Genomic DNA, 20,518 nt, shown 5'->3' on the forward strand with positions numbered 1-20,518 from the left:
ACGCCGCAACCCATCGATTCAATCACGACCGCTTCGGACTACTGGATCGCCCGGTCAAGCCGGGCGACGACAGCGGTTGTTGTGGCCACCGCGCGCACTCCCGTCACCCTTGATTTCCCCCCGCGTTCCTTCAAGGTCGCGCGTCATGACAAACATGCCTTTCTTCACCCGCGACGGCGATACATTCCATCCGACGGAAGTTGCGAACGGTCCGTGGGATCCGAAATCGCTGCACGGACGCGTCATCATCGGCCTGCTCGGCTTCGCGATCGAGGAGCGGCACTCCGGGCCTGAATTCGTGCCGGCGCGGCTGACTGTCGACATGTTCCGGCTGCCGACCATCGACAAGCCGATCGAGGTGACGACGCGGCTGGTACGCGACGGAATGCGCATCCGCGTGATCGAGGCGGAGTTTGTCTCCGGCGGCGTCAGCATGGCACGCGCCTCGTGCCAGCTGCTGCGGCGGACTCAAAACCCCGACGGCAATGTCTGGTCGCCGCCGAACTGGGACGTGCCGAAGCCGGCCGACATTCCACTGCCGACCGATCCGCGGCTCGGCATGAACGGCAAGTGGACGACGCGGCCGATCGTCGGCCATATGGGCTCGCTGGGACCGCGCCGGCTGTGGATGAGCGAGGTGCGCGAGATCGTCGCGGGCGTGCCAATGACGCCGTTCGTGCATGTCGCCACCGGTGCCGATTTCGCGAGCCCGTTTGCCAATGCCGGCGACAAGGGGCTCGGCTACATCAATAGCGACGTGACAATCTATCTGCACCGCCTGCCAGTGACGAACTGGATCGGCTTCGACGTGGTGAACCACCAGGCCACCGACGGCGTCGCGATCGGCGAATGCTGGCTCTATGACGAGCAGGGCCCGATCGGCACCGCGACGGTGGCAGCACTGGCGCAGCGCAAGCCGATAGCGAAGCAGCCGCCGCCGTAGGTCTCGGCTGTCAGGCCAAATGCCGCTTCATCTCCGGCCGCGCCTTCAACTCCGTGCCCTGCTTAGCGACGATCTTGGCTATCCGCTCCGGTGCAAATTTCAGATCGACAAGCGCCGGCGCGGTATTGGCGACCTCGTGATAGCCAAGGATCTTGCCGTCGCGCAGCGTCATGATCGCGACGCCCTCGAACATCGCCCGCGCGCCGTTCGCTTCCGGCAAGTTTGACCTGTAGCTGAAAGTATAGCGCGCATAGAGCGTGGTGCCGTCGGACACGGGATTATGCATGTCCCAGCGAAAATCGGTCGCCGTGCGATAGAACCAGTCGTCGACCATCGCGGCGATCCTTTCGCGGCCTGCGAAGGCGCCGTAGAACACGTCGTGATAGACGCCGTCCTCGGTGAAGAGGTCCGCGAAGGCCTTGCCGTTGCGCTGTTCGACGGCATCGCAGAAGGCGCGCAGCATGGCGGTGGTGGTCATTGGCGTGTCTCCCTCATCATTCTCGGTCATGCCCCGCGAAGGCGGGGCATCCAGTACGCCGCGGCTTCTCGGCTCAATCACACTCGCCGCAGCGTACTGGATCATCCGCCTTCGCGGATGATGACATCGAATTCCGAGCAGCACTTCACCCGATCTCGGCCACCGCGGCAAGAATGCGCGCGATGTCTTGCGGGCGCGACAGGCGGTGATCGCCGTCCTGGATCATGGTGAGCACGACGTCATCGGCCGGCAGGCGGTGCGTCAGCGCGAACGCGTGCTGCCACGGCACGTCGGGGTCCTGCGCGCCCTGGAGAATTCGGACGGGACAGCCGAGATCGATGGCGCTACCAAGCACGAGATGATTACGGCCCTCCTCGATCAGGTTCCGCGTGATCGGATAGGGCGAGCCGTCGCCATATTCGGACGGCCGGAGCCAGAACCCCTTGGTCTCGATCTCTTTCTTCACCTCGGGCGAAAACGTCTTCCACATCAACTCTTCGGTGAAGTCGGGCGCCGGGGCGATCAGTACGAGGCCCGCAAGAGACGCCTTGGCTTGCTGTTTTTCTTGCCGCTTCCTGATTTCGCGCGCGAGCAGCAGCGCCATCCAGCCGCCCATGGAGGAGCCGATCAGGACCTGCGGGCCGGTGCAGAACCGCTCGAACACGGCGACGCTATCCTCGAGCCAGCGACCGATGGTTCCGTCAGCGAAATCGCCGCTGGATTCGCCATGGCCGGAATAGTCGAACCGGACGGAGGCGCGGCCATGCTCTCCGGCCCAGCCATCCAGCGCCACCGCCTTGCTGCCCTGCATGTCTGATTTGAAGCCGCCGAGCCAAACCAGGCCTGGGCCCGCTCCGGCGCGGCTGCGCACCGCGATCTTGCGGACCGACGGGCCTTCGCCCATTTCGATGAAGTCGAGCACGGCTTCGGGAACAGCGTTGGTCATGGAACATTTACTCTGGTTGTGCGGTTTGAGCTGTCCGACGGCATAATCCGGTATCAACCCTGTCCTTTTGGGACGCTTGCGGAACCGGAGCAAGGTGTCTATGTCGAGCACCGTGCCGATAGGCGTGACCAAAAAGCCTCGCATTTGAGGGTTTTTCGCTTCCCGTACACGCGACTTTGCTTGCCCGCAAACGCTTCTTCCTTCAAAATAGCCGCTTCCTTTCACAACTTTGGAGAACCACCCATTCGCCGTCCCAATAGAGCCCCGGCCCCAGCCGCCAAAGACGGGCCGCGCATCAATGATGATATTCGCAATGCGCAAATCCAGCTGATCGATCAGACCGGTGACAACAAAGGCACGGTCGAGACGATGATGGCCATCCGGATGGCCCAGGAAGCTGGCATGGATCTGGTCGAGATTTCGCCAAATGTCAGCCCTCCCGTCTGCAAGATCATGGACTACGGGAAGTACAAGTATTCCGCCCAGAAGAAAGCCGCCGAAGCCCGCAAGCGCCAGAAGACCGTCGAGATCAAGGAGATCAAGCTCCGGCCGATGATCGACGATCACGACTATGACGTGAAGATGCGCGCGATGCTGCGGTTCTTCGAAGAGGGCGACAAGGTCAAGATCACCCTGCGCTATCGCGGCCGCGAAATGGCGCATCAGGAGATCGGCACCAAGCTGCTGGACAAGATCAAGACCGACGTCGCCGAGCTCGCCAAGGTCGAGCAGGATGCCCGGTTCGAGGGCCGTCAGGTCGTCATGGTGCTGGCGCCGCGCTGACGCCAGTTTTCGTCAGTCTCGAGAGTTCAACGGCCCGTCCGGATTTCCGGCGGGCCGTTTGTGTTTCAGCTTCGCGTCGCCTGCCAGGTGCCGCTGCAGCGGTCGCCGGAGATGATGCCCTTCCACGCGCCGTTCCCGGCTGCGCCGGAGAGCCGGCCGCCGCCGGTGGCATGGGAGGCCCCGACCGAAACCTCGACCGCGACGACACCGCGCCGATTGACCGAGCCCGAGACCCGGCCGCCGCCGGCGGACGACACCCGGTTGCCGGTGACGGTGAAGGGGACGCTGTAGCCAGAGCTGCAATTGCCCCGGGTGGTGGCGAATGTGACATTCCAGACGCCGTCATAGCCGCCGACGCGGGCATCGGCGGTGGAGGGGACAGCGGCCGTGGCAAGCACGGCGAACAGCGCCAGATGGCGCGGGCGGAAGAAGGCGAACAAGGGCGAAAGCGATCGGGAAAAATAGGCCATCTTTGGTCATGCTCCGGGCGACACGGCTTGCACAAGTGTACCAGCCCCGAATAGTCGGCGGGCAGGTTGCACCGGTTCATCGTTGCCAATTCGCCTGTTCTCTGCCATAAGCCCAGCCTTCATCGCCCGGCTGATTTAAGGGCTGCCGTGGCGGTGTCCGTGCGGGTTTCGCGCTAGTTCGCAAAACCTGAGCACAATCAACGCTCTAACGAGCATTTTAGACGGCCAGCCGCCTTCGCGGGCGGCATTCTGTTATGGCCATAGGAGAGCAAAATGCCCAAGCTGAAGACCAAATCGGGCGCTAAAAAGCGCTTCAAGGTGACTGCCACCGGCAAAGTGATGCACGCCCAGAGCGGCAAGCGTCACGGCATGATCAAGCGGACGAAGAAGCAGATCCGTCAGCTTCGCGGCACCCGCGTGCTGTTCAAGACCGACGGCGACAACGTCAAGAAGTACTTCTTGCCGAACGCCTGACCGCGTCCACGATCACTGCCACCTGCGCCGCGTTTTGCGCGGCGATCCGAAAAACCAAGTCATCTCTGAAGGATTTTGTCATGTCTCGCGTCAAACGCGGTGTGACCGCCCACGCCAAGCACAAGAAAGTCTACAAGGCCGCCAAGGGTTTCCGTGGCCGCCGCAAGAACACGATCCGCACCGCCAAGCCGGCCGTCGACAAGGCCCTGCAGTACGCCTTTCGCGACCGCAAGCGCAAGAAGCGGACGTTCCGAGCGCTCTGGATCCAGCGTCTCAACGCCGCCGTGCGTCCGTTCGGCCTGACCTACAGCCGATTTATCGACGGCCTGGCCAAGTCGGGCATCACCGTGGACCGCAAGGTGCTGTCGGATCTCGCGATCAACGAACCGGTGTCGTTCCAGCTGATCGCCGAGAAGGCCAAAGCTGCTCTCGCTGCCTGAGCAAGGCCGCGCTAACGGCCGGCTCCGCCGGCCTTCAGCGCTCTTTGCGAGTAACGCTGGGCGACCTTCGCCCGGCAGAAGGCCGCGAACGAGATATACATGGTGCCGGACTTGTTCCGGTATTTCCCGTCGCAGACCCGCAACTCGCGCTGATAGCGAAGCTTCTGCGACGGCTTGAGCCGGCCGATAAAATCAGCCTCGCACTTCTTCTCGACGATCTCACCGAACTGGACGTCGCCGCTGGCGCCGTATTCGCAGGCCTCGAACAGCTTCATGGCGCGGTCACAGCTGGGCGCTGTGTTGAGGACGGCGATGATGTCGTCCATCGCATTCGACTTGGCCGGGCATTCCTCCGCGGCGTGAGCCACGCTTCCGAAGAGAACCAGGACCAGGCCGGCCACGCAGGATCGCAAACGCATCATCGTCTCCTTCGACATCAGATTGGTGCCAGCCATGTCCATACGGTTCAAGTCCCCGGCCGTTCCCGCACTCCATACGGCTTGACGTTCCGGCCCGGCTGCGGCCACAACCCGGCAGCCTTTTGCAAGTTTGAAGGATCCGATCGTGTCCGACCTCGCCAGTCTCGTCCAATCCATCCTCGCGCAAATCGCTGCCGCCGGCGACGAAGCCGCGCTTGAAGCCGTCCGTGTCGCATCCCTCGGCAAGAAGGGCTCGATCTCTGCATTGCTCGCAACGCTCGGCAAGATGTCGCCGGACGAGCGCAAGACGCAAGGCGCGGCGATCAACCAGGCCAAGGACGAGGTCACGCAGGCGCTTGCCGCACGGCGTGATCTTCTGAAATCGGCAGCGCTCGATGCGCGGCTCGCGGCCGAGACCATCGATGTCACGCTGCCGCTGCGCGATGCGCCGACTGATGCCGGCCGCATCCACCCGCTGAGCCAGGTCTGGGACGAGCTGAGCACGATCTTCGCCGACATGGGTTTCTCGGTCGCCGAAGGTCCTGACATCGAGACCGACGACTACAATTTCACCAAGCTGAACTTCCCCGAAGGCCATCCCGCGCGCGAGATGCACGACACCTTCTTCTTCCATCCGAAGGAGGACGGCTCGCGCATGCTGCTCCGCACCCACACCTCGCCGGTGCAGGTGCGCACCATGCTGAGCCAGAAGCCGCCGATCCGCGTGATCTGCCCGGGCCGCACCTACCGCATCGATTCGGACGCGACCCACACGCCGCAGTTCCATCAGGTCGAAGGGCTCGTCATCGACAAGCACTCGCATCTCGGCCACCTCAAATGGATCTTGCACGAGTTCTGCAAGGCGTTCTTCGAGGTCGACCACATCAATATGCGCTTCCGCCCCTCGTTCTTCCCGTTCACAGAGCCGTCGCTGGAAGTCGACATCCAGTGCCGCCGCGACAAGGGCGAGATCCGCTTCGGCGAAGGCGAGGACTGGCTCGAGATTCTCGGCTGCGGCATGGTGCATCCGAACGTGCTGCGCGCATGCGGCATCGATCCCGATGAGTACCAGGGCTTTGCCTGGGGCATGGGTATCGACCGCATCGCCATGCTGAAATACGGCATCGCCGATCTCCGCCAGCTGTTCGACAGCGACGTCCGGTGGCTCTCCAATTACGGCTTCAAGCCGCTCGAAGTGCCCACGCTCGCGGGAGGGCTGAGCTCGTGAAATTCACTCTCTCCTGGCTGAAGGATCATCTCGACACCGACGAGCCGCTGGAAAAGCTCGCCGACAAGCTCACCATGATCGGGCTCGAGGTCGAGAACATCGAGGACAAGGCGAAGGCGCTCAAGCCCTTCACCATCGCGAAGGTGATCTCGGCCGAGCAGCATCCGAATGCGGATCGGCTGCGGGTCTGCATGGTCGACACCGGTGGCAGCGCTGCGCCCGTGCAGGTCGTGTGCGGCGCGCCGAATGCGCGCGCGGGTCTCGTCAGTGTGTTCTCGCCGCCCGGCACCTACATTCCCGGCAAGGACATCACGCTGGGTGTCGGCACCATCCGCGGTGTCGAGAGCCGCGGCATGCTGTGCTCGGCGGCTGAGCTGCAAATCTCCAACGACCATGATGGCATCATGGAATTGCCGGCGGACGCGCCGATCGGCGCTGCTTACGCCGAATGGGCCGCACTCGGCGATCCCGTCATCGAGATCAACCTGACGCCGAACCGGCAGGACTGCACCGGCGTGCACGGCATCGCGCGCGATCTTGCTGCCGCCGACATGGGCAAGTTCAGGGATCCCTCCATCAAGGCGATCAAGGGCGAATTCCCCTGCCCGGTGACGGTCACGGTCGAGGACGCCACGCTGTGCCCCGGTTTTGCCCTGCGCCTCGTGCGCGGCGTGAAAAATGGTCCGTCACCGGAATGGCTGCAGAAGCGGCTGACCGCGATCGGGCTGCGCCCGATCAACGCGCTCGTCGACATCACCAACTTCATGACCTACGACCGTGCGCGGCCGCTGCACGTGTTCGATGCCAAGAAGGTCAAAGGCAATCTCGTGGTACGCCGCGCCCGCGACGGCGATGCGCTGCTCGCGCTCGACGGCCGCACCTACAATCTCGACTCCAACATCTGCGTGATCGCGGATGAGCACGGCGTCGAATCGCTTGCCGGCATCATGGGCGGCGAAGCTTCGGGCTGCGACGAGAATACCACCGACGTGCTGATCGAATCGGCGCTGTGGAACGAGATCAATATCGCCCAGACCGGCCGCAAGCTCGGCATCAATTCGGATGCACGCTATCGCTTCGAGCGCGGCGTCGATCCGGCCTTCATGGTACCGGGGCTGGAGCTCACGACCAAGCTCGTGATGGAGCTGTGCGGCGGCACGCCGTCGGAGAACGTCGTGGTCGGAAAAGCCTTCGGCGACGACCGCGTGATCGATTTCCCGCTCACCGAGGTGAAGCGGCTGTCCGGCATCGAGGTGCCGCAGGTCGAGATGAAGCGCATCCTGTCCCATCTCGGCTTCATGATGGCGGGCCCGGGTCCGGTGGTGAAGGTCGCGGTGCCGTCGTGGCGCACCGACGTTCACGGCAAGGCCGACATCGTCGAGGAAGTCGTCCGCATCTACGGCGTCGACAAGGTGCCGATGACGCCGTTCGAGCGCGGCGAGGACGCGCGCAAGCCGGTGCTGACGCCGCTCCAGCTTCGCACCCGCCGCGCCAGGCGCGCGCTGGCGAGTCGCGGCATCACCGAGGCCGTGACCTGGTCGTTCATCACGAAGTCTGCGGCCGAGCTGTTCGGCGGCGGCCAGCGCGAACTCGAAGTGGCCAACCCGATCGCGGCGGACCTCTCCGACATGCGGCCGAGCCTGATGCCGGGCCTGGTCGCAGCGGCACAGGCCAATGCCGATCGCGGCTTTGGCGATGTCGCGCTGTTCGAGGTCGGTCAGATCTTCAAGGGCGACCGCCCGCAGGATCAGTTCATGGCCGCAAGTGGCGTCCGCCGCGGCTTTGCGTCGTCGGAAGGTCTCGGCCGGCACTGGTCGGGTTCGGCGCAGGCTGATGTGTTTGACGCCAAGGCCGATGCGCTCGGGGTACTGGCTGCAGCCGGCGCGCCGATGCAGGCGCTTCAGATCATCGCCGGTGGTCCCGGCTGGCTGCATCCGGGCCGCTCCGGCACGATCCAGATCGGCCCGCAGAATGTGCTCGGCTATTTCGGCGAGATGCATCCGCGCGCGCTGGAGGTGCTCGGCGCCGACGGCCCGCTGATGGTGTTCGAGGTGATCCTTGACCGCGTCCCCGAGGCCAAGAAGAAGCCGACCCGCGCCAAACCCGTGATCGAGCTGTCGGCGTTCCAGCCGGTGTCGCGCGATTTCGCGTTCATCGTCGACCGCACCGTGAAGGCGGGCGACATCGTGCGCGCGGCGCAAGGCGTCGACAAGAAGCTGATCACCGGTGTCAACGTGTTTGATGTCTATGAGGGCAAGGGCATCGACGACGGCAAGAAGTCGATCGGCATCGCGGTGACAATCCAGCCGCGCGAGAAGACGCTGACCGACCAGGAGATCGAAGCCGTGGCCACGAAGGTCGTGGCCGAGGTCACGAAGAAGACCGGCGGCGTTTTGCGGGGATGACCCTCACAGACTTCCTCCCAAAGGACGTCAGCCTCACCATTGCGATGGCGCTCTGCGCCATCGCTTTCGTTTCGGGCACCGCGCGCGGCTTCTCCGGCTTCGGCTCGGCGCTGATCTTCATGCCCTTAGCGAGCAGCATCGCTGGGCCGCGGCTGGTCGCCGCACTGCTGCTCGTCATCGATTTCGTCGCAGCGGCGCCGCTACTTCCCGACGCGTGGCGCAAGGCGGATCGCAAGGCGACCGCCGTGATCGTGCTGGGCGCACTGGTCGGTGTTCCGGTCGGCACCTATTTCCTCAGCGTGCTCGAGCCCGTCACCACGCGCTGGATCATTTCCTGCTTCGTCGCCGCGCTGTTGCTTCTGCTGCTGTCGGGCTGGCGCTATCGCGGCAAGGACCACGCCTGGCTTTCGGTCGGCATTGGTGGGCTCTCGGGCTTCTGTAGCGGGCTGGCGCAAACCGGCGGGCCGCCGATCGTCGGCTACTGGCTCGGCCGGCCGGTCGCGCCGATCGTCGCGCGCGCCAACATCGTGTTGTTCTTCGGTGCGTCGGATTTCTTCTCGATGATCAGCTACGCGACGACCGGCCTGATTTCGCGCGAGTCGCTCCTGCTCTCGCTCGTCGTCGGCCCGGTCTATGCGATCGGCGTCGCCTTCGGTGCATCGCTGTTCGGCCGCGCCAGTGAGAGAGTATTTCGCGGCATCTGCTACGTGCTGATTGCGATGGCGGTGATCGCGGGGCTGCCGTTGCTGGATAGGGTGTTGCGGTAGCGTCGTCCCGGCGAATCAATTCTCTACGGCCGCGTCCGCCGCCGCTTGGTCGACTGCGTCGGCACATCGGCCGGCTCGTCCTTGAGCGCGCCGATCTTGCGCAGGGCCGCATCCGCGGCCCGTTCGCCGCTTTCCCAGGCGCCATCGACAGTGCCCCACAGCGTCTCATGCGTGGCTTCGCCGGCGAGGAACATGCAGCCGACCGGCTCGGTCAAAACTTTTCGCGAGAGCTGACCACCCGGCGAAGCTGCCGACATCGCGCCCATGACGTAGGGCGACGCGTTCCAGCGCGTCGCGCTGGTCTTCTGCACGGCGGCAGCGGCCTCGCTGCCGAACAGCTTTGTGATCCATTCCTTTGCGAAGGCCGTCATCGCCCTCTCGCCCTGCTCCGAGAGATCGCGACCGAACGAGCCGCCGACATCGATCGAGCACAGCGAGGAGCCGCCGATATTGGCAAACATCAGCGCGGTGCGCGTCGAATTGCTCTGCTCGATGAGAATGTCGTCACGTGACAGGCCGAGCGGATTGCCCGGCAGCTGCAGCACGATGTGGTCGTAGCTGCCGAGGCCGAGTTTTGACGCGGCATCGAGTGTACGCTTGGGAATATCCGGCGCGAATTTTATGGCGCCAGCAGTCAGCACGTTGGTGGAGACCGTGATGATGGCGGCGCGCGCCGCAATCTTGCCGGACGGCGTTTCAACACTGACGTCGCGATTGCTCCAGACGACCCGGCTCGCCGGCGTCGACAATGCGACCGGCGCCTGATCGCCGAGCTTGGTGATCAACGTCCCTAAGCCCTGGCGGCAGGCGATTGCAACATTGCGGTCCTGCGCCCGCGCCTTGTCGATCGCCGAAAGCTCCTTCAGATCCCTGCCGGCAAAACTGGCACCGAGCACGAACTCGGCGGCGCCTGCCCAATCGCCGAGATCTTTTGGAAGCACCGCGGCGCAGGATGTATCAAGCTTGCCACGCGAGGCCTCGTCGATGGCACGGTTGGCGCGCACCAGCGCCCCCAGAAACTCCTCGGTCTCGCCGGCGCGGGCATTGCGGCGGCCGATGCGCATCTTCTGGCCGGACGGCGCGGGCGAAACATCGAGCCCGACGCTGCGCGCCAGCCGGATCATCGGGTTGGTGTCGGGATTGTGCATCCAGCGCGCGCCGCGATCGAACGGCGTGTCGAAGGTCGTACTGTCGGTGATGCAGCGGCCGCCGATTTGCGACGCCGCCTCCACCACCACGACCTTGCGATTGGCCGCCATGACACGCCGCGCTGCGGCAATGCCCGCAGCACCCGCGCCGATCACGACAATGTCAGCCTCGCGCGGCAAGGTCGCGGCGGTTGCGCGCAGGACCGGCATTGCGGCAAAGCCCGCCGACGCCGATAGAAAGCCGCGGCGCGTGATTGTCATGTCATGGTTTCCGGGGACTTGCGGCGAACGGGAACAGCAAGCGAACCTTGCCGTATCTGATGTTGCGCGGCAACCATCATGGTGAATCAATCGTGCTTGAGCTCACAGAGCCATGAACCGAATTGCAACAGGTTTCGACCATGATAGAGATAGGAAAAAGACGGCCGGAAAAGGCCGTGGGGGGAGTTCATGGGGACGGTCCTAGATTCAGTCGGCAAGCTGATTGCCGCGTACCTCTCGAAGGAGGTGCCGGGCTACGAGCCGTTCACGCCGAGCGACCCGGAGCACCTGCGCGGCGTTATTGAGCCTGGCGACGTGCTGCTGGTCGAGGGCAACAACCGCATTTCCGGCATCATCAAATATCTGACGCAGTCGACCTGGTCGCATGCCGCGCTCTATGTCGGCCCGGTCGAAGGCGCGGTGGAACCCAACGGCGAGCCGCACGTGCTGATCGAGGCCAATATCGGCGAAGGCGTCACCTCGGCGCCGCTGTCGAAATATTTCCCCTATCACACCCGCGTCTGCCGCCCGGTCGGGCTGTCCTATGAGGACCGCACCACGGTCTGCCGCTATGCGATCAACCGCATCGGCTTCGGCTACGACACCAAGAACATCATCGACCTGATGCGCTTCCTGTTTCCGCTGCCGATCCCGCAGCGCTGGCGGCGGCGCATGATCGCAATCGGCTCGGGTGATCCAACCAAGATCATCTGCTCGGCGCTGATCGCGCAGGCCTTCGACGCCGTGCGCTATCCGATCCTGCCGAAGATCACCAAGGCCGGCAGCCGCGCCGCGCGCCGCGAGATCCTGCACATCCGCGATTCCTCGCTCTATATGCCCCGCGACTTCGACATCTCGCCCTATTTCGAAGTCGTCAAACCCACCATCGTGCACGGCTTCGACTACACCGCCCTGCACTGGGCCGACAAGCAAAAGCCGCTCGAGGAGGTAGCCGGCTCATTCGGGGTGTTTCCAGAAGCGATCAGTGCGCCGCCGCTCGTTCCTGAAGCGATTGACGAAGAAGCGCCGGCTGAAGTTCCGGCTGAGCAAATGATGAGTGAGGCGGCCGCGGAGATGGCCGTCGCCTTCTCCGAGCATTTTGTGCTGCTGAATGAGCTCGCGGTCTTCCGCGCGCGGGGAATGGCGGCTTAGAGCGCCAACCCCAACGTCGTCCCGGCGAAGGCCGGGACCCATACCGCGTGATCTATCGGTTGTGGGCGGTAGGAATACCGAACGACGAATCTTCGCCAAACTCCTCCCTGTGGTTATGGGTCCCGGCCTTCGCCGGGACGACCCGGGGAGAGATATCGCGCGTTGCCTCCAACGTCAGTGCAAGCGCAGCGAGGCAATGACGACTGCGTGGGCCTACCTTTCCGCCCGCCCAATCACCGCCATCAGCTCCGCGATCTTCTCGCGCTGGTCTGCCTTGTCGCCACTAGCGATGGCATGCTCGACGCAATGGGCGACGTGGTCCTTCAAAACCTCTTCCTCAACCCGGCGCAGTGCGGCGCGGACCGCCGAGATCTGCGTCACGATGTCGATGCAGTAGCGGTCCTCCTCGACCATTTTCGAGAGGCCGCGAACCTGGCCCTCGATCCGGCCGAGACGTTTTCCGACAGATGCCTTGATGTCCTTGCGCATGCCGTCTATATACCCCCATAGGGTATATGTTGCAAGGCCGGAGCATGGGAATGAACGAGCCCGAACACAGCCATCACCACAATTCGGATGCTCATACCGGATGCGGTTGTTCCGCCACGGCCACGCCGCCCGCTGCCAAGCCTGCGGCCGCCTCATGCTGCGGCGGGAACGGCGATCATGCCCACCATCATCACGACCACGGTGACGCCGCGACCAAGGTCCGCGATCCCGTCTGCGGCATGACGGTCGATCCCGCGACTTCAAAACATCGCTTTGAGCATCACGGCGAGACCTTCCATTTCTGCTCGGCCGGTTGCCGCAGCAAATTCGCTGTTGATCCAGCCAAATATCTCACCAAGGACAAGACGCCCGAGCCGGAGATGCCCGCGGGCACGATCTACACCTGCCCGATGCATCCGGAGATCCGCCAGGTCGGACCAGGCAGCTGCCCGATCTGCGGCATGGCCCTGGAGCCGGAGATCGCGAGCCTGGATAGCGGACCCAATCCGGAGCTCGCCGACATGACGCGGCGGTTCTGGATCGGCGGCGTACTGGCGTTGCCGCCTGTCGTGCTGGAGATGGGTGGCCACCTCGCCGGCCCGCACAACTGGATCGACCCGACACTGTCGAACTGGATCCAGCTCGTCTTCGCCACGCCCGTGGTGGTCTGGGCCGGCTGGCCGTTCTTCGTCCGCGGCTGGCAATCGCTGCTGACGCGCAACCTCAACATGTTCACGCTGATCGCGATGGGCACGGGCGTCGCCTATGTCTACAGCCTGATCGGGACGCTGGCGCCGCAGATTTTCCCAGCGAACTTCCGCGGCCATGAAGGCGCGGTCGCCGTCTATTTCGAAGCCGCCGCGGTCATCACCGTGCTGGTGCTGCTCGGCCAGGTGCTGGAGCTGCGCGCCCGCGATGCGACGTCAGGCGCGATCAAGGCGCTGTTGCAGCTCGCCCCGAAGACCGCGCGCCGTGTCGATGCCGACGGCAACGAGCATGAGGTCGAGATCGATTCGCTGCATGCCGGCGACAGCTTGCGCGTTCGTCCCGGCGAGAAGGTGCCGGTCGATGGAACCATTCTCGAAGGCCGCTCCTCGCTCGATGAATCCCTCGTCACCGGCGAATCCATGCCGGTCACGAAGGAGACCGGCGCCAAGGTGATCGCGGGCACGCTGAACCAGTCCGGCAGCTTCGTCATGCGCGCCGACAAGGTCGGGCGCGAAACGCTGCTGTCGCAGATCGTGCAGATGGTGGCGGACGCACAGCGCTCGCGCGCGCCGATCCAGCGGCTGGCCGACCAGGTGGCGGGCTGGTTCGTGCCGACGGTGATCCTCGTCGCCATTATCGCTTTCGCTGCGTGGGCCTGGTTCGGGCCAGAGCCGCGGCTGGCCTTCGGCCTCGTCGCCGCCGTCAGCGTGCTGATCATCGCCTGCCCCTGCGCGCTTGGCTTGGCGACCCCGATGTCGATCATGGTTGGCGTCGGCCGCGGGGCGCAGGCAGGTGTTCTGATCAAGAACGCCGAAGCGCTGGAGCGGATGGAGGCAATCGACACGCTCGTGGTCGACAAGACCGGCACACTCACCGAAGGCAAGCCCAAGGTCGTTGCCATCGTGCCGGCATCCGGCTTTGCGGAGGACGACATCCTTCGCCTCGCAGCCAGCGTCGAACGCGCCAGCGAGCATCCGCTCGCCGACGCCATCATGCGCGCGGCGAAGGAGAAGCAGCTCGCGCTCGGCCAGGTCGAGCAATTCGACTCGCCGACTGGCAAAGGCGCAACCGGCCAGGTCGACGGCAAGAGCATCGTGCTCGGCAATGCCAAATATCTGTCGTCGATCGGGATCGATACCAAGCCGCTCGACGCCGAGGCCGAACGCCTGCGTCAGGACGGCGCCACCGTCATCAACATGGCCGTCGACGGCGCACTTGCCGGCCTCTTTGCGATCGCCGATCCGGTCAAGGCTTCGACGCCGGAGGCGCTGAAGGCACTCGCGGCCGAAGGCATCAAGGTGATCATGCTGACGGGCGACAACCGCACCACGGCTGAAGCGGTGGCGCGGAGGCTCGGTATCGCCGATGTCGAGGCCGAGGTTCTGCCGGATCAGAAGAGTGCCGTGGTGACAAAGCTGCAAAAAGCCGGCCGCGGCGTCGCGATGGCCGGAGACGGCGTCAACGACGCGCCGGCGCTGGCAGCGGCCGAAGTCGGCATCGCCATGGGCACCGGCACCGACGTGGCGATGGAAAGCGCCGGCATCACCCTGCTTAGGGGCGATCTTGTCGGCATCGTGCGTGCGCGAAAATTGTCGCAGGCGACCATGAGCAATATCCGGCAAAACCTGTTCTTCGCCTTTATCTACAACGCCGCGGGCATTCCGATCGCCGCCGGCATTCTCTATCCGGCCTTCGGCGTGCTGCTGTCGCCGATCATCGCGGCCGCCGCGATGGCGCTGTCGTCGGTGAGCGTGGTCGGGAATGCGCTGCGTCTGCGCGCGACGCGGCTGTGAGGCGAAGGTGCGCTCCCTCTCCCCGCTTGCGGGGAGAGGGTCGGGGTGAGGGGGAGTCTCCACAGGGACGGTAAGAGTTGCATTCGCTGAGAGTCCCCCTCACCCGGAATTCAAGCTACGCTCGAATTCCGACCTCTCCCCGCAAGCGGGGCGAGGTAAGAAGAGCGGGACGCGCGGAGAGGACCTGATGCAGCGGATTACGATCACGATCGAGGACGATTTGCTGGCGGAGATCGATGCCGCGGCCGAAGCGCGCGGGTACCAGAACCGTTCCGAGATCATCCGCGACCTTGCGCGGGCCGGCCTGCAACAGAGCACTGAGGACACCGCGCAGACCGGCCCCTGCGTCGCCGGCCTCGTCTATGTCTACGACCACGCCGCCCGCGATCTTTCAAAGCGCCTGGTGCAGGAATTCCACGGCCATCACGACCTCGCGCTGGCGACGTTGCACGTCCATCTCGACGAGAACAATTGCATGGAGATGACGGCGTTGAAGGGCTCAGCGGACGAGGTCAAGCATTTCGCCGACCACATCATCGCCGAACGCGGCGTGCGCTACGGGCGTGTGGTGATGATCCCGACGGGCGAGGGCAAGCCGGCGAAGGTGCGGAAGCATGGGCACCGGCATGAGTAGGCAAGCCGCATAGACGGTGCGTTTCCCTCTCCCCCTACAAGGGGAGAAGGAAAGAGCAGCGCGCTCGGAGCATTACGCCGCCTTCGCTGCATTCCCGCTTGGTAAGCCGGCGCGCGCGAGACCGCCGTAGAGCTGCTCGTTTGGCATCTCCTCGCGCAAAATCCTGCGCACGGCAATCAGCTTCTCAAGATCGATGCCCGTCGCAAATCCTTTGCTCTCGCAGAGGAACACGAGATCCTCGAACACGACATTGCCGGTTGCTCCGGGCGCGAACGGGCAGCCGCCGAGGCCGCCGAGCGAGCCGTCGAGGATACGGACGCCTTCGTCCAGCGCGGCGGCGGCATTGGCGATACCCATGCCGCGGGTGTCGTGGAGATGGATGCAGATCGGCTTCGACCCTGCAAGCTTGACCGCAGCGCGCGACAATTCGGCCACGTGCTTTGGACCGGCATAGCCGACGGTGTCGGCGATCGCGACGAAATCGACGCCAACCTCAAGGCACTTGTCGACCAACCGCAGCACCTCGACAGGATCGACCGCGCCGGTGATGGAGCAGCCCAGTGCCATCGAGATCGCAGCATTCACGAGCGGCTTGTGCGCGCTCGCATCGCGCATCTCGCACAGCCGCTTCACATTGGCGATCGCGGAGTCGCGCGAGCGATGCGCATTGGCCTGGCTGTGCTCCTCGGTCGCGGAAACCACCGAGGCAATCTCTCCGACGCCGGACTCCAGCGCCTCGTTCACCCCACGCTCATTGAGCGCAAGCGCGATACCATGGGCGCCGGGCAGACCGGCTACCGTTGCAATCACATCGCGAACATCGACGAATTGCGGAAAGGTCTTTGCCGGCAGGAACGAGCCGACCTCGAAATGCCGCACGCCGGCGGCGTATTCCTCGCGCACCCAGCGCTGCTTCGCCTCGGTGGACGGAATTTTCTTCACGAGCTGGAGCCCGTCGCGCAGGCCGACCTCGCGCAGGCTGACACGATCCGCGGGGTAAATGGTCTCGATCCGGCTCATGCGCGCCTCCCAGCGGCTTTTGACGTAGCGTCGTCCTTGTCGATTTCGGCGCGAACGGCCGACGTGTCGGCGCCAAGCGGCGCGACCTTCAGGCCTTCGCCAAGATGGCTGCCATTCCATTCGAGCGGCAGTGCCGGCACATGGAACGGCTTGCCGTCGGCGGTGATATTGGTGACGAGCCCGCCCGGCCGCAGCACATGCGGGTCGGTGAGGAGATCTTCGGGTCGGTTGATCGGCGAAAAGCAGATGTTGAGTGCGTCGAGCCTTTGCGACAGCTCTGCCACGTCCCGCTGCCTGATGATCTCGGCCACGCGCGGAAGGATCCGCGGCCGCGCCAGGATGCGATCGGTCGTGGTGCGCAAACTCGGGTCATCGAGGAATTCCGCAAGGCCGAACTCCCGGCAAAAGCTCTGCCAATGGCCCTCGGTCACGACGCCGATGAAGATGCGTCCATCGCCGGCGGCATCGAAAATGTCGTAGATCGGCCAGGCGTGCTCGCGCTCCGGCATCGAGCGCGGCTTGTTGCCGGTCATCTCGTATTCGACCATGTGCTGGGCGACCAGGAACAGGCAGTTCTCGAACAGGCCGATGCGGATGTTGGCGCCGTCGCGTTTGCCCTCACGCTTCTGGTATAGCGCGGCGAGAATCGCGATCACGCCGAACATGCCGCCCATGATGTCGTTGGCGGAGGAGCCGACGCGCTGCGGCTTCGCTTTGGTGCCGGTCATAGCGGCGAGACCCGACATCATCTGCACGACCTCGTCGAGCGCGGGGCGATGCTCATAGGGGCCGGACAGAAAGCCCTTGTGGCCGGCGACGATCAAATGCGGATGAAGGCGGCGCAGTTCCTCGGTGCCGAGCCCCTGCTTCTCGAGCTGGCCATCACGAAAATTCTCCAGGAACACATCGGCCGTCTCGAGCAGCCGGTGCATGGTGTCGCGGTCCTCCGCCTTTTCGAAGTCCAGCACGACACTGCGCTTGCCGCGATTGAACAGCGGAAAGAACGCCGTGCCCATGCCGCCGAGGGAGCGGGTCTTGTCGCCGGCGGGTGGCTCGACCTTGATCACCTCGGCGCCGAGCTGCGCGAGGATCATGCCGCAGGTCGGACCCATGACCATGTGGGTCATCTCGACCACCCGCACGCCCTCGAGCGGCAATCCGGCCTCAGTCATGAGTCTCTCCCTGTTTGTTCGCCCGAAGACTAGGCCTTCACAAGCCTTCTGAAAAATATAATCTGTCGAAGATTGCCTTCGCGCTTATAGAACGCTTCATCCCCATGGATTCACGCCAGCTCCGCTATTTCATTGCCGTCTACGAGCAGCGGAACCTGTCGCGCGCGGCCGACCAGGTCAACGTCGCACAGTCCGCGCTGAGCCATCATATCTCCAATCTGGAGGCCGAATTCGCAACGCCGCTGTTCGAGCGCAAGCCGCGCGGCATGGAACCGACGGCGGCCGGCGAGCGGCTTTACGAGCATGCCCGCATCATCCTGCGCGCGATGGCGGAGGCCGAGACCGAGGTCCGCGAGGGCGCCCGCGTCATTGCCGGCGATATCTCCATCGGCATGGCCAATTCCGGCGTCAAGGCGATCGGCGTCGAGCTGATGCGCACGGTGCTCACCCAATATCCCAAGCTCAAACTGTCGCTCACCGAGAGCCTGTCGGGCGCGACGCTGATGCATCTGATGATCTCCAGCGTCGATCTGGCACTGGTCTACAATCCGCCGTCGGAAAAAGAGCTGATCACGGAGCCGGTGCTCGAAGAGGAGATGTTCCTTGTCGGCATTCCCAGGCTGGTCGGCAAGGGCAAGACCCCGATCCGCTTCGAGGAGCTGAACCGGCTGCCGCTGATCCTGCTGCGCTACGGCCTCGGCCTGACGTCGCGCGCGCTGCTCGACGATCCGGTCCTGCTCAAGCGGCTGGAAGGCAGCGCCATCCTGCACGCCAACTCGATCACGGGCATGACCGGCGCGCTGGTCGAGGGACTGGGCTGCACCATCGCGACAAAGCTGTTCGCACGCGAGGAGCTCGCGGCCGGCCGCCTGGTCGCGCGCAAAGTGATCGAGCCGAAACTCACCCGCACACTCTACCTCTGCCACCTGCGCAACCGCCCGATGACCTACGCCATGGAAGAGATGCGCCGGCTGATGCTGGCGCTGATCGCAGAACAGGTGCGCAGCGGCGGCTGGCAGGCGACGCTGGCGGAGTGAGGAGCGGTGCTCTCCCGCTTGCGGGAGAGGGCTGGGGTGAGGGTATCTCCACATTGGGATTGCCCCATTGCGGAGCGAGCCCCCACCCGGCGCTTCGCGCCGACCTCCCCCGCAAGTGGGAGAGCTGACCTAGCTTGCCGGGCGACTGCCCTGCCTCTCATCAGACGAGTTCGAAAATCTCGAACGCTCCCATCGATATGTTCGTCTGGATTTCTGGCTTCGACCCGCCAACATGGCGCGGCCCGGCAAGGTTCACGAACAACTACAGAGATGAGCCGCCGGGAACCGCGCGCGATCTGCGCGCAACGGGGAGGACATCATGAGCGTTGTCGGCATCGACACAGGCTTTGAGCTCGGCGCTGCACCATCGGCGCCCGATGAGATCTCGCGGCGGCTCGAGGCGATGCCGGGGACGGCCTACGTCTGGCGGCTCGTCATCCTGCTCTCGCTGGGCGGCTGCTTCGAGATCTACGATCTGTTCCTCACCGGCTATATCGCGCCGGGCCTGAGCCGCAGCGGTCTCCTGAGCACGACGACAACGGCCTTTTTCGGCTTCTCCGGCATCGGCGCCTTTGTCGCCGCGACCTTCGCCGGGCTGTTCGTCGGCACCTTCTTTCTCGGCTTCCTCGCCGACCGTTTCGGCCGCCGCGCGATCTTCACCTACGCGCTGCTCGGCTACACCGCAGCATCCGTGATCATGGCCTGCCAGACCTCGTCGGAAGGCTTGCTGTTCTGGCGCTTCCTCGCCGGCATCGGGATCGGCGTCGAGGTCATCACCATCGACGCCTACATCACCGAGCTCGTACCGAGCCGGATGCGCGGACGCGCCTTCGCAGTGAACCAGTCGATCATGTTCATCGCGGTGCCCGTCGTCGCCTTCCTGGCCTGGTGGCTGGTGCCGCTCGCGCCTTACGGCGTCGAAGGCTGGCGCTGGGTGGTGCTGATCGGCGCCGCCGCCAGCATGATCGTCTGGGTGGTGCGGCTGTTCCTGCCCGAGAGCCCGCTCTGGCTCGCGCGCCACGGCCGCAACGACGAAGCGCTTCGCATCATGGCGACGCTGGAGGCCGCAAATGGCGGCGCGGGCTCACGCCCCCTGATGCCGGCCGCGCGCCAGGCTGCGCCCTCGACGGCGCGCGTCCGCTTCGCCGATCTGTTCCGACCGCCTTATCTCTCGCTCGTCGTCCTCTTCATGGTGTTCAACCTCTGCCAGGCCTTCGGCTTCTATGGCTTCGCCAATTGGGTGCCGACGCTGCTGGTGGAGAAGGGCATCACCGTCACCAAGAGCCTGCAATATTCCTTCATCGTCGCCTTCGCCTATCCGATCGCGCCGCTGCTTGCCGCAAGCTTCGCCGACAAATTCGAGCGCCGATGGATCATCGCCGGCGCCTGCATCGCCATCATCATCTTCGGCATGGCGTTCGCGCGACTGACCGAGCCTGGCGTGCTGATCGTCTGCGGCGTGCTGCTGACCGCCTGCAACACCACGATGTCCTACGCCTATCACGCCTATCAGACCGAGGTGTTCCCGACCCAGATCCGGGCGCAGGCCTCCGGCCTCGTCTATTCGATGAGCCGGCTCTCCGCGACCTTCTCGGGCTTCATCGTCGCCTACATGCTGAAGGAGGCCGGCATCACTGGCGTGTTCGGCCTGATTACCGCGGCGATGCTGATCGTGGTGATCGCGATGACGCTGTTCGGCCCGAACGTGCGCGGCAAGCCGCTGGATGCGGTGTAGCCCGCGTCGCGCCCCG

Annotated in this window: 20 protein-coding genes; 12 read left to right on the forward strand and 8 right to left on the reverse strand. The window is 64.6% G+C overall.

Going from position 1 to position 20,518, the window contains the following annotated elements:
* Positions 1-145 precede the first annotated feature (145 nt).
* Entirely contained in the window at positions 146-943 is a 798-nt protein-coding gene (locus ACPPVR_RS00620) for an acyl-CoA thioesterase domain-containing protein (protein WP_426612384.1), read from the forward strand.
* Positions 944-953: 10 nt separating this feature from the next.
* Here the strand turns inward: ACPPVR_RS00620 and ACPPVR_RS00625 are convergent, their stop codons facing one another.
* Both ACPPVR_RS00625 and ACPPVR_RS00630 read right to left on the reverse strand, forming a co-directional pair.
* Entirely contained in the window at positions 954-1,421 is a 468-nt protein-coding gene (locus tag ACPPVR_RS00625; RefSeq protein WP_426612385.1) for a nuclear transport factor 2 family protein, read from the reverse strand.
* A gap of 145 nt (positions 1,422-1,566) precedes the next feature.
* The gene (locus ACPPVR_RS00630; protein ID WP_426612386.1) at positions 1,567-2,367 is read right to left on the reverse strand and encodes an alpha/beta hydrolase; all 801 of its coding nucleotides are present in this window, start codon (positions 2,365-2,367) and stop codon (positions 1,567-1,569) included.
* Positions 2,368-2,610: 243 nt separating this feature from the next.
* Here ACPPVR_RS00630 and infC point away from each other — a divergent pair, with 243 nt between their 5' ends.
* Entirely contained in the window at positions 2,611-3,150 is a 540-nt protein-coding gene (gene infC, locus ACPPVR_RS00635) for a translation initiation factor IF-3 (RefSeq protein WP_354224973.1), read from the forward strand.
* A gap of 65 nt (positions 3,151-3,215) precedes the next feature.
* Here the strand turns inward: infC and ACPPVR_RS00640 are convergent, their stop codons facing one another.
* Positions 3,216-3,620 carry a hypothetical protein gene (locus tag ACPPVR_RS00640; protein WP_426612387.1) on the reverse strand — a complete coding sequence of 135 codons (405 nt, stop codon included), beginning with the start codon at positions 3,618-3,620 and terminating at the stop codon, positions 3,216-3,218.
* 273 nt (positions 3,621-3,893) lie between these two features.
* On the opposite strand from ACPPVR_RS00640, the gene rpmI reads away from it, so the two are divergent.
* Both rpmI and rplT read left to right on the forward strand, forming a co-directional pair.
* Complete coding sequence (rpmI, locus tag ACPPVR_RS00645) at positions 3,894-4,094, forward strand: 50S ribosomal protein L35 (protein WP_044537947.1); 201 nt, start codon at positions 3,894-3,896, stop codon at positions 4,092-4,094.
* 80 nt (positions 4,095-4,174) lie between these two features.
* The gene (gene rplT, locus ACPPVR_RS00650) at positions 4,175-4,534 is read left to right on the forward strand and encodes a 50S ribosomal protein L20 (protein WP_426612388.1); all 360 of its coding nucleotides are present in this window, start codon (positions 4,175-4,177) and stop codon (positions 4,532-4,534) included.
* An 11-nt stretch (positions 4,535-4,545) separates the two neighbouring features.
* Here rplT and ACPPVR_RS00655 read toward each other — a convergent pair whose 3' ends face one another.
* Positions 4,546-5,061: a hypothetical protein gene (locus tag ACPPVR_RS00655; protein ID WP_426612389.1), complete on the reverse strand. Its 516-nt coding sequence runs from the start codon at positions 5,059-5,061 to the stop codon at positions 4,546-4,548.
* A gap of 37 nt (positions 5,062-5,098) precedes the next feature.
* Here ACPPVR_RS00655 and pheS point away from each other — a divergent pair, with 37 nt between their 5' ends.
* Genes pheS through ACPPVR_RS00670 form a run of 3 tightly spaced genes read left to right on the forward strand, consistent with a single transcriptional unit; the run spans position 5,099 to position 9,353 of the window.
* Positions 5,099-6,181: a phenylalanine--tRNA ligase subunit alpha gene (gene pheS, locus ACPPVR_RS00660; protein WP_426612390.1), complete on the forward strand. Its 1,083-nt coding sequence runs from the start codon at positions 5,099-5,101 to the stop codon at positions 6,179-6,181.
* On the forward strand, positions 6,178-8,586 hold the full coding sequence (gene pheT, locus ACPPVR_RS00665) for a phenylalanine--tRNA ligase subunit beta (RefSeq protein WP_426612391.1): 2,409 nt from the start codon (positions 6,178-6,180) through the stop codon (positions 8,584-8,586). Before pheS ends, pheT begins: the two co-directional genes overlap by 4 nt.
* Entirely contained in the window at positions 8,583-9,353 is a 771-nt protein-coding gene (locus ACPPVR_RS00670) for a sulfite exporter TauE/SafE family protein (RefSeq protein ID WP_426612392.1), read from the forward strand. Before pheT ends, ACPPVR_RS00670 begins: the two co-directional genes overlap by 4 nt.
* A 23-nt stretch (positions 9,354-9,376) precedes the next feature.
* Here the strand turns inward: ACPPVR_RS00670 and ACPPVR_RS00675 are convergent, their stop codons facing one another.
* A complete protein-coding gene (locus ACPPVR_RS00675) occupies positions 9,377-10,762 on the reverse strand; it encodes a flavin monoamine oxidase family protein (RefSeq protein ID WP_426612393.1) in 1,386 nt (461 codons plus the stop codon).
* Positions 10,763-10,951: 189 nt separating this feature from the next.
* On the opposite strand from ACPPVR_RS00675, the gene ACPPVR_RS00680 reads away from it, so the two are divergent.
* Complete coding sequence (locus tag ACPPVR_RS00680) at positions 10,952-11,914, forward strand: YiiX/YebB-like N1pC/P60 family cysteine hydrolase (protein WP_426612394.1); 963 nt, start codon at positions 10,952-10,954, stop codon at positions 11,912-11,914.
* Between the two features lie 213 nt (positions 11,915-12,127).
* Here ACPPVR_RS00680 and ACPPVR_RS00685 read toward each other — a convergent pair whose 3' ends face one another.
* Positions 12,128-12,403, reverse strand: a complete 276-nt coding sequence (locus ACPPVR_RS00685) for a metal-sensitive transcriptional regulator (protein ID WP_007598521.1) — start codon at positions 12,401-12,403, stop codon at positions 12,128-12,130.
* A 50-nt stretch (positions 12,404-12,453) separates the two neighbouring features.
* Here ACPPVR_RS00685 and ACPPVR_RS00690 point away from each other — a divergent pair, with 50 nt between their 5' ends.
* On the forward strand, positions 12,454-14,904 hold the full coding sequence (locus ACPPVR_RS00690; RefSeq protein WP_426612395.1) for a heavy metal translocating P-type ATPase: 2,451 nt from the start codon (positions 12,454-12,456) through the stop codon (positions 14,902-14,904).
* 187 nt (positions 14,905-15,091) lie between these two features.
* Positions 15,092-15,538: a nickel-responsive transcriptional regulator NikR gene (nikR, locus tag ACPPVR_RS00695; protein WP_426612396.1), complete on the forward strand. Its 447-nt coding sequence runs from the start codon at positions 15,092-15,094 to the stop codon at positions 15,536-15,538.
* A 72-nt stretch (positions 15,539-15,610) separates the two neighbouring features.
* On the opposite strand, the gene ACPPVR_RS00700 is transcribed toward nikR, so the two are convergent.
* Positions 15,611-16,558 (reverse strand): hydroxymethylglutaryl-CoA lyase, encoded by a 948-nt coding sequence (locus ACPPVR_RS00700; RefSeq protein ID WP_426612397.1) that lies wholly within the window; start codon positions 16,556-16,558, stop codon positions 15,611-15,613.
* Entirely contained in the window at positions 16,555-17,730 is a 1,176-nt protein-coding gene (locus tag ACPPVR_RS00705) for a CoA transferase (RefSeq protein WP_426612398.1), read from the reverse strand. The genes ACPPVR_RS00700 and ACPPVR_RS00705 overlap by 4 nt, the downstream gene beginning before the upstream one ends.
* Positions 17,731-17,834: 104 nt before the next feature.
* Here ACPPVR_RS00705 and ACPPVR_RS00710 point away from each other — a divergent pair, with 104 nt between their 5' ends.
* Both ACPPVR_RS00710 and ACPPVR_RS00715 read left to right on the forward strand, forming a co-directional pair.
* Positions 17,835-18,767, forward strand: a complete 933-nt coding sequence (locus tag ACPPVR_RS00710; protein WP_426612399.1) for a LysR family transcriptional regulator — start codon at positions 17,835-17,837, stop codon at positions 18,765-18,767.
* Positions 18,768-19,086: 319 nt separating this feature from the next.
* Complete coding sequence (locus ACPPVR_RS00715; protein ID WP_426612400.1) at positions 19,087-20,502, forward strand: MFS transporter; 1,416 nt, start codon at positions 19,087-19,089, stop codon at positions 20,500-20,502.
* Positions 20,503-20,518 lie beyond the last annotated feature (16 nt).

Source organism: Bradyrhizobium sp. McL0616 (genome assembly GCF_049993385.1).
Lineage (GTDB): Bacteria > Pseudomonadota > Alphaproteobacteria > Rhizobiales > Xanthobacteraceae > Bradyrhizobium.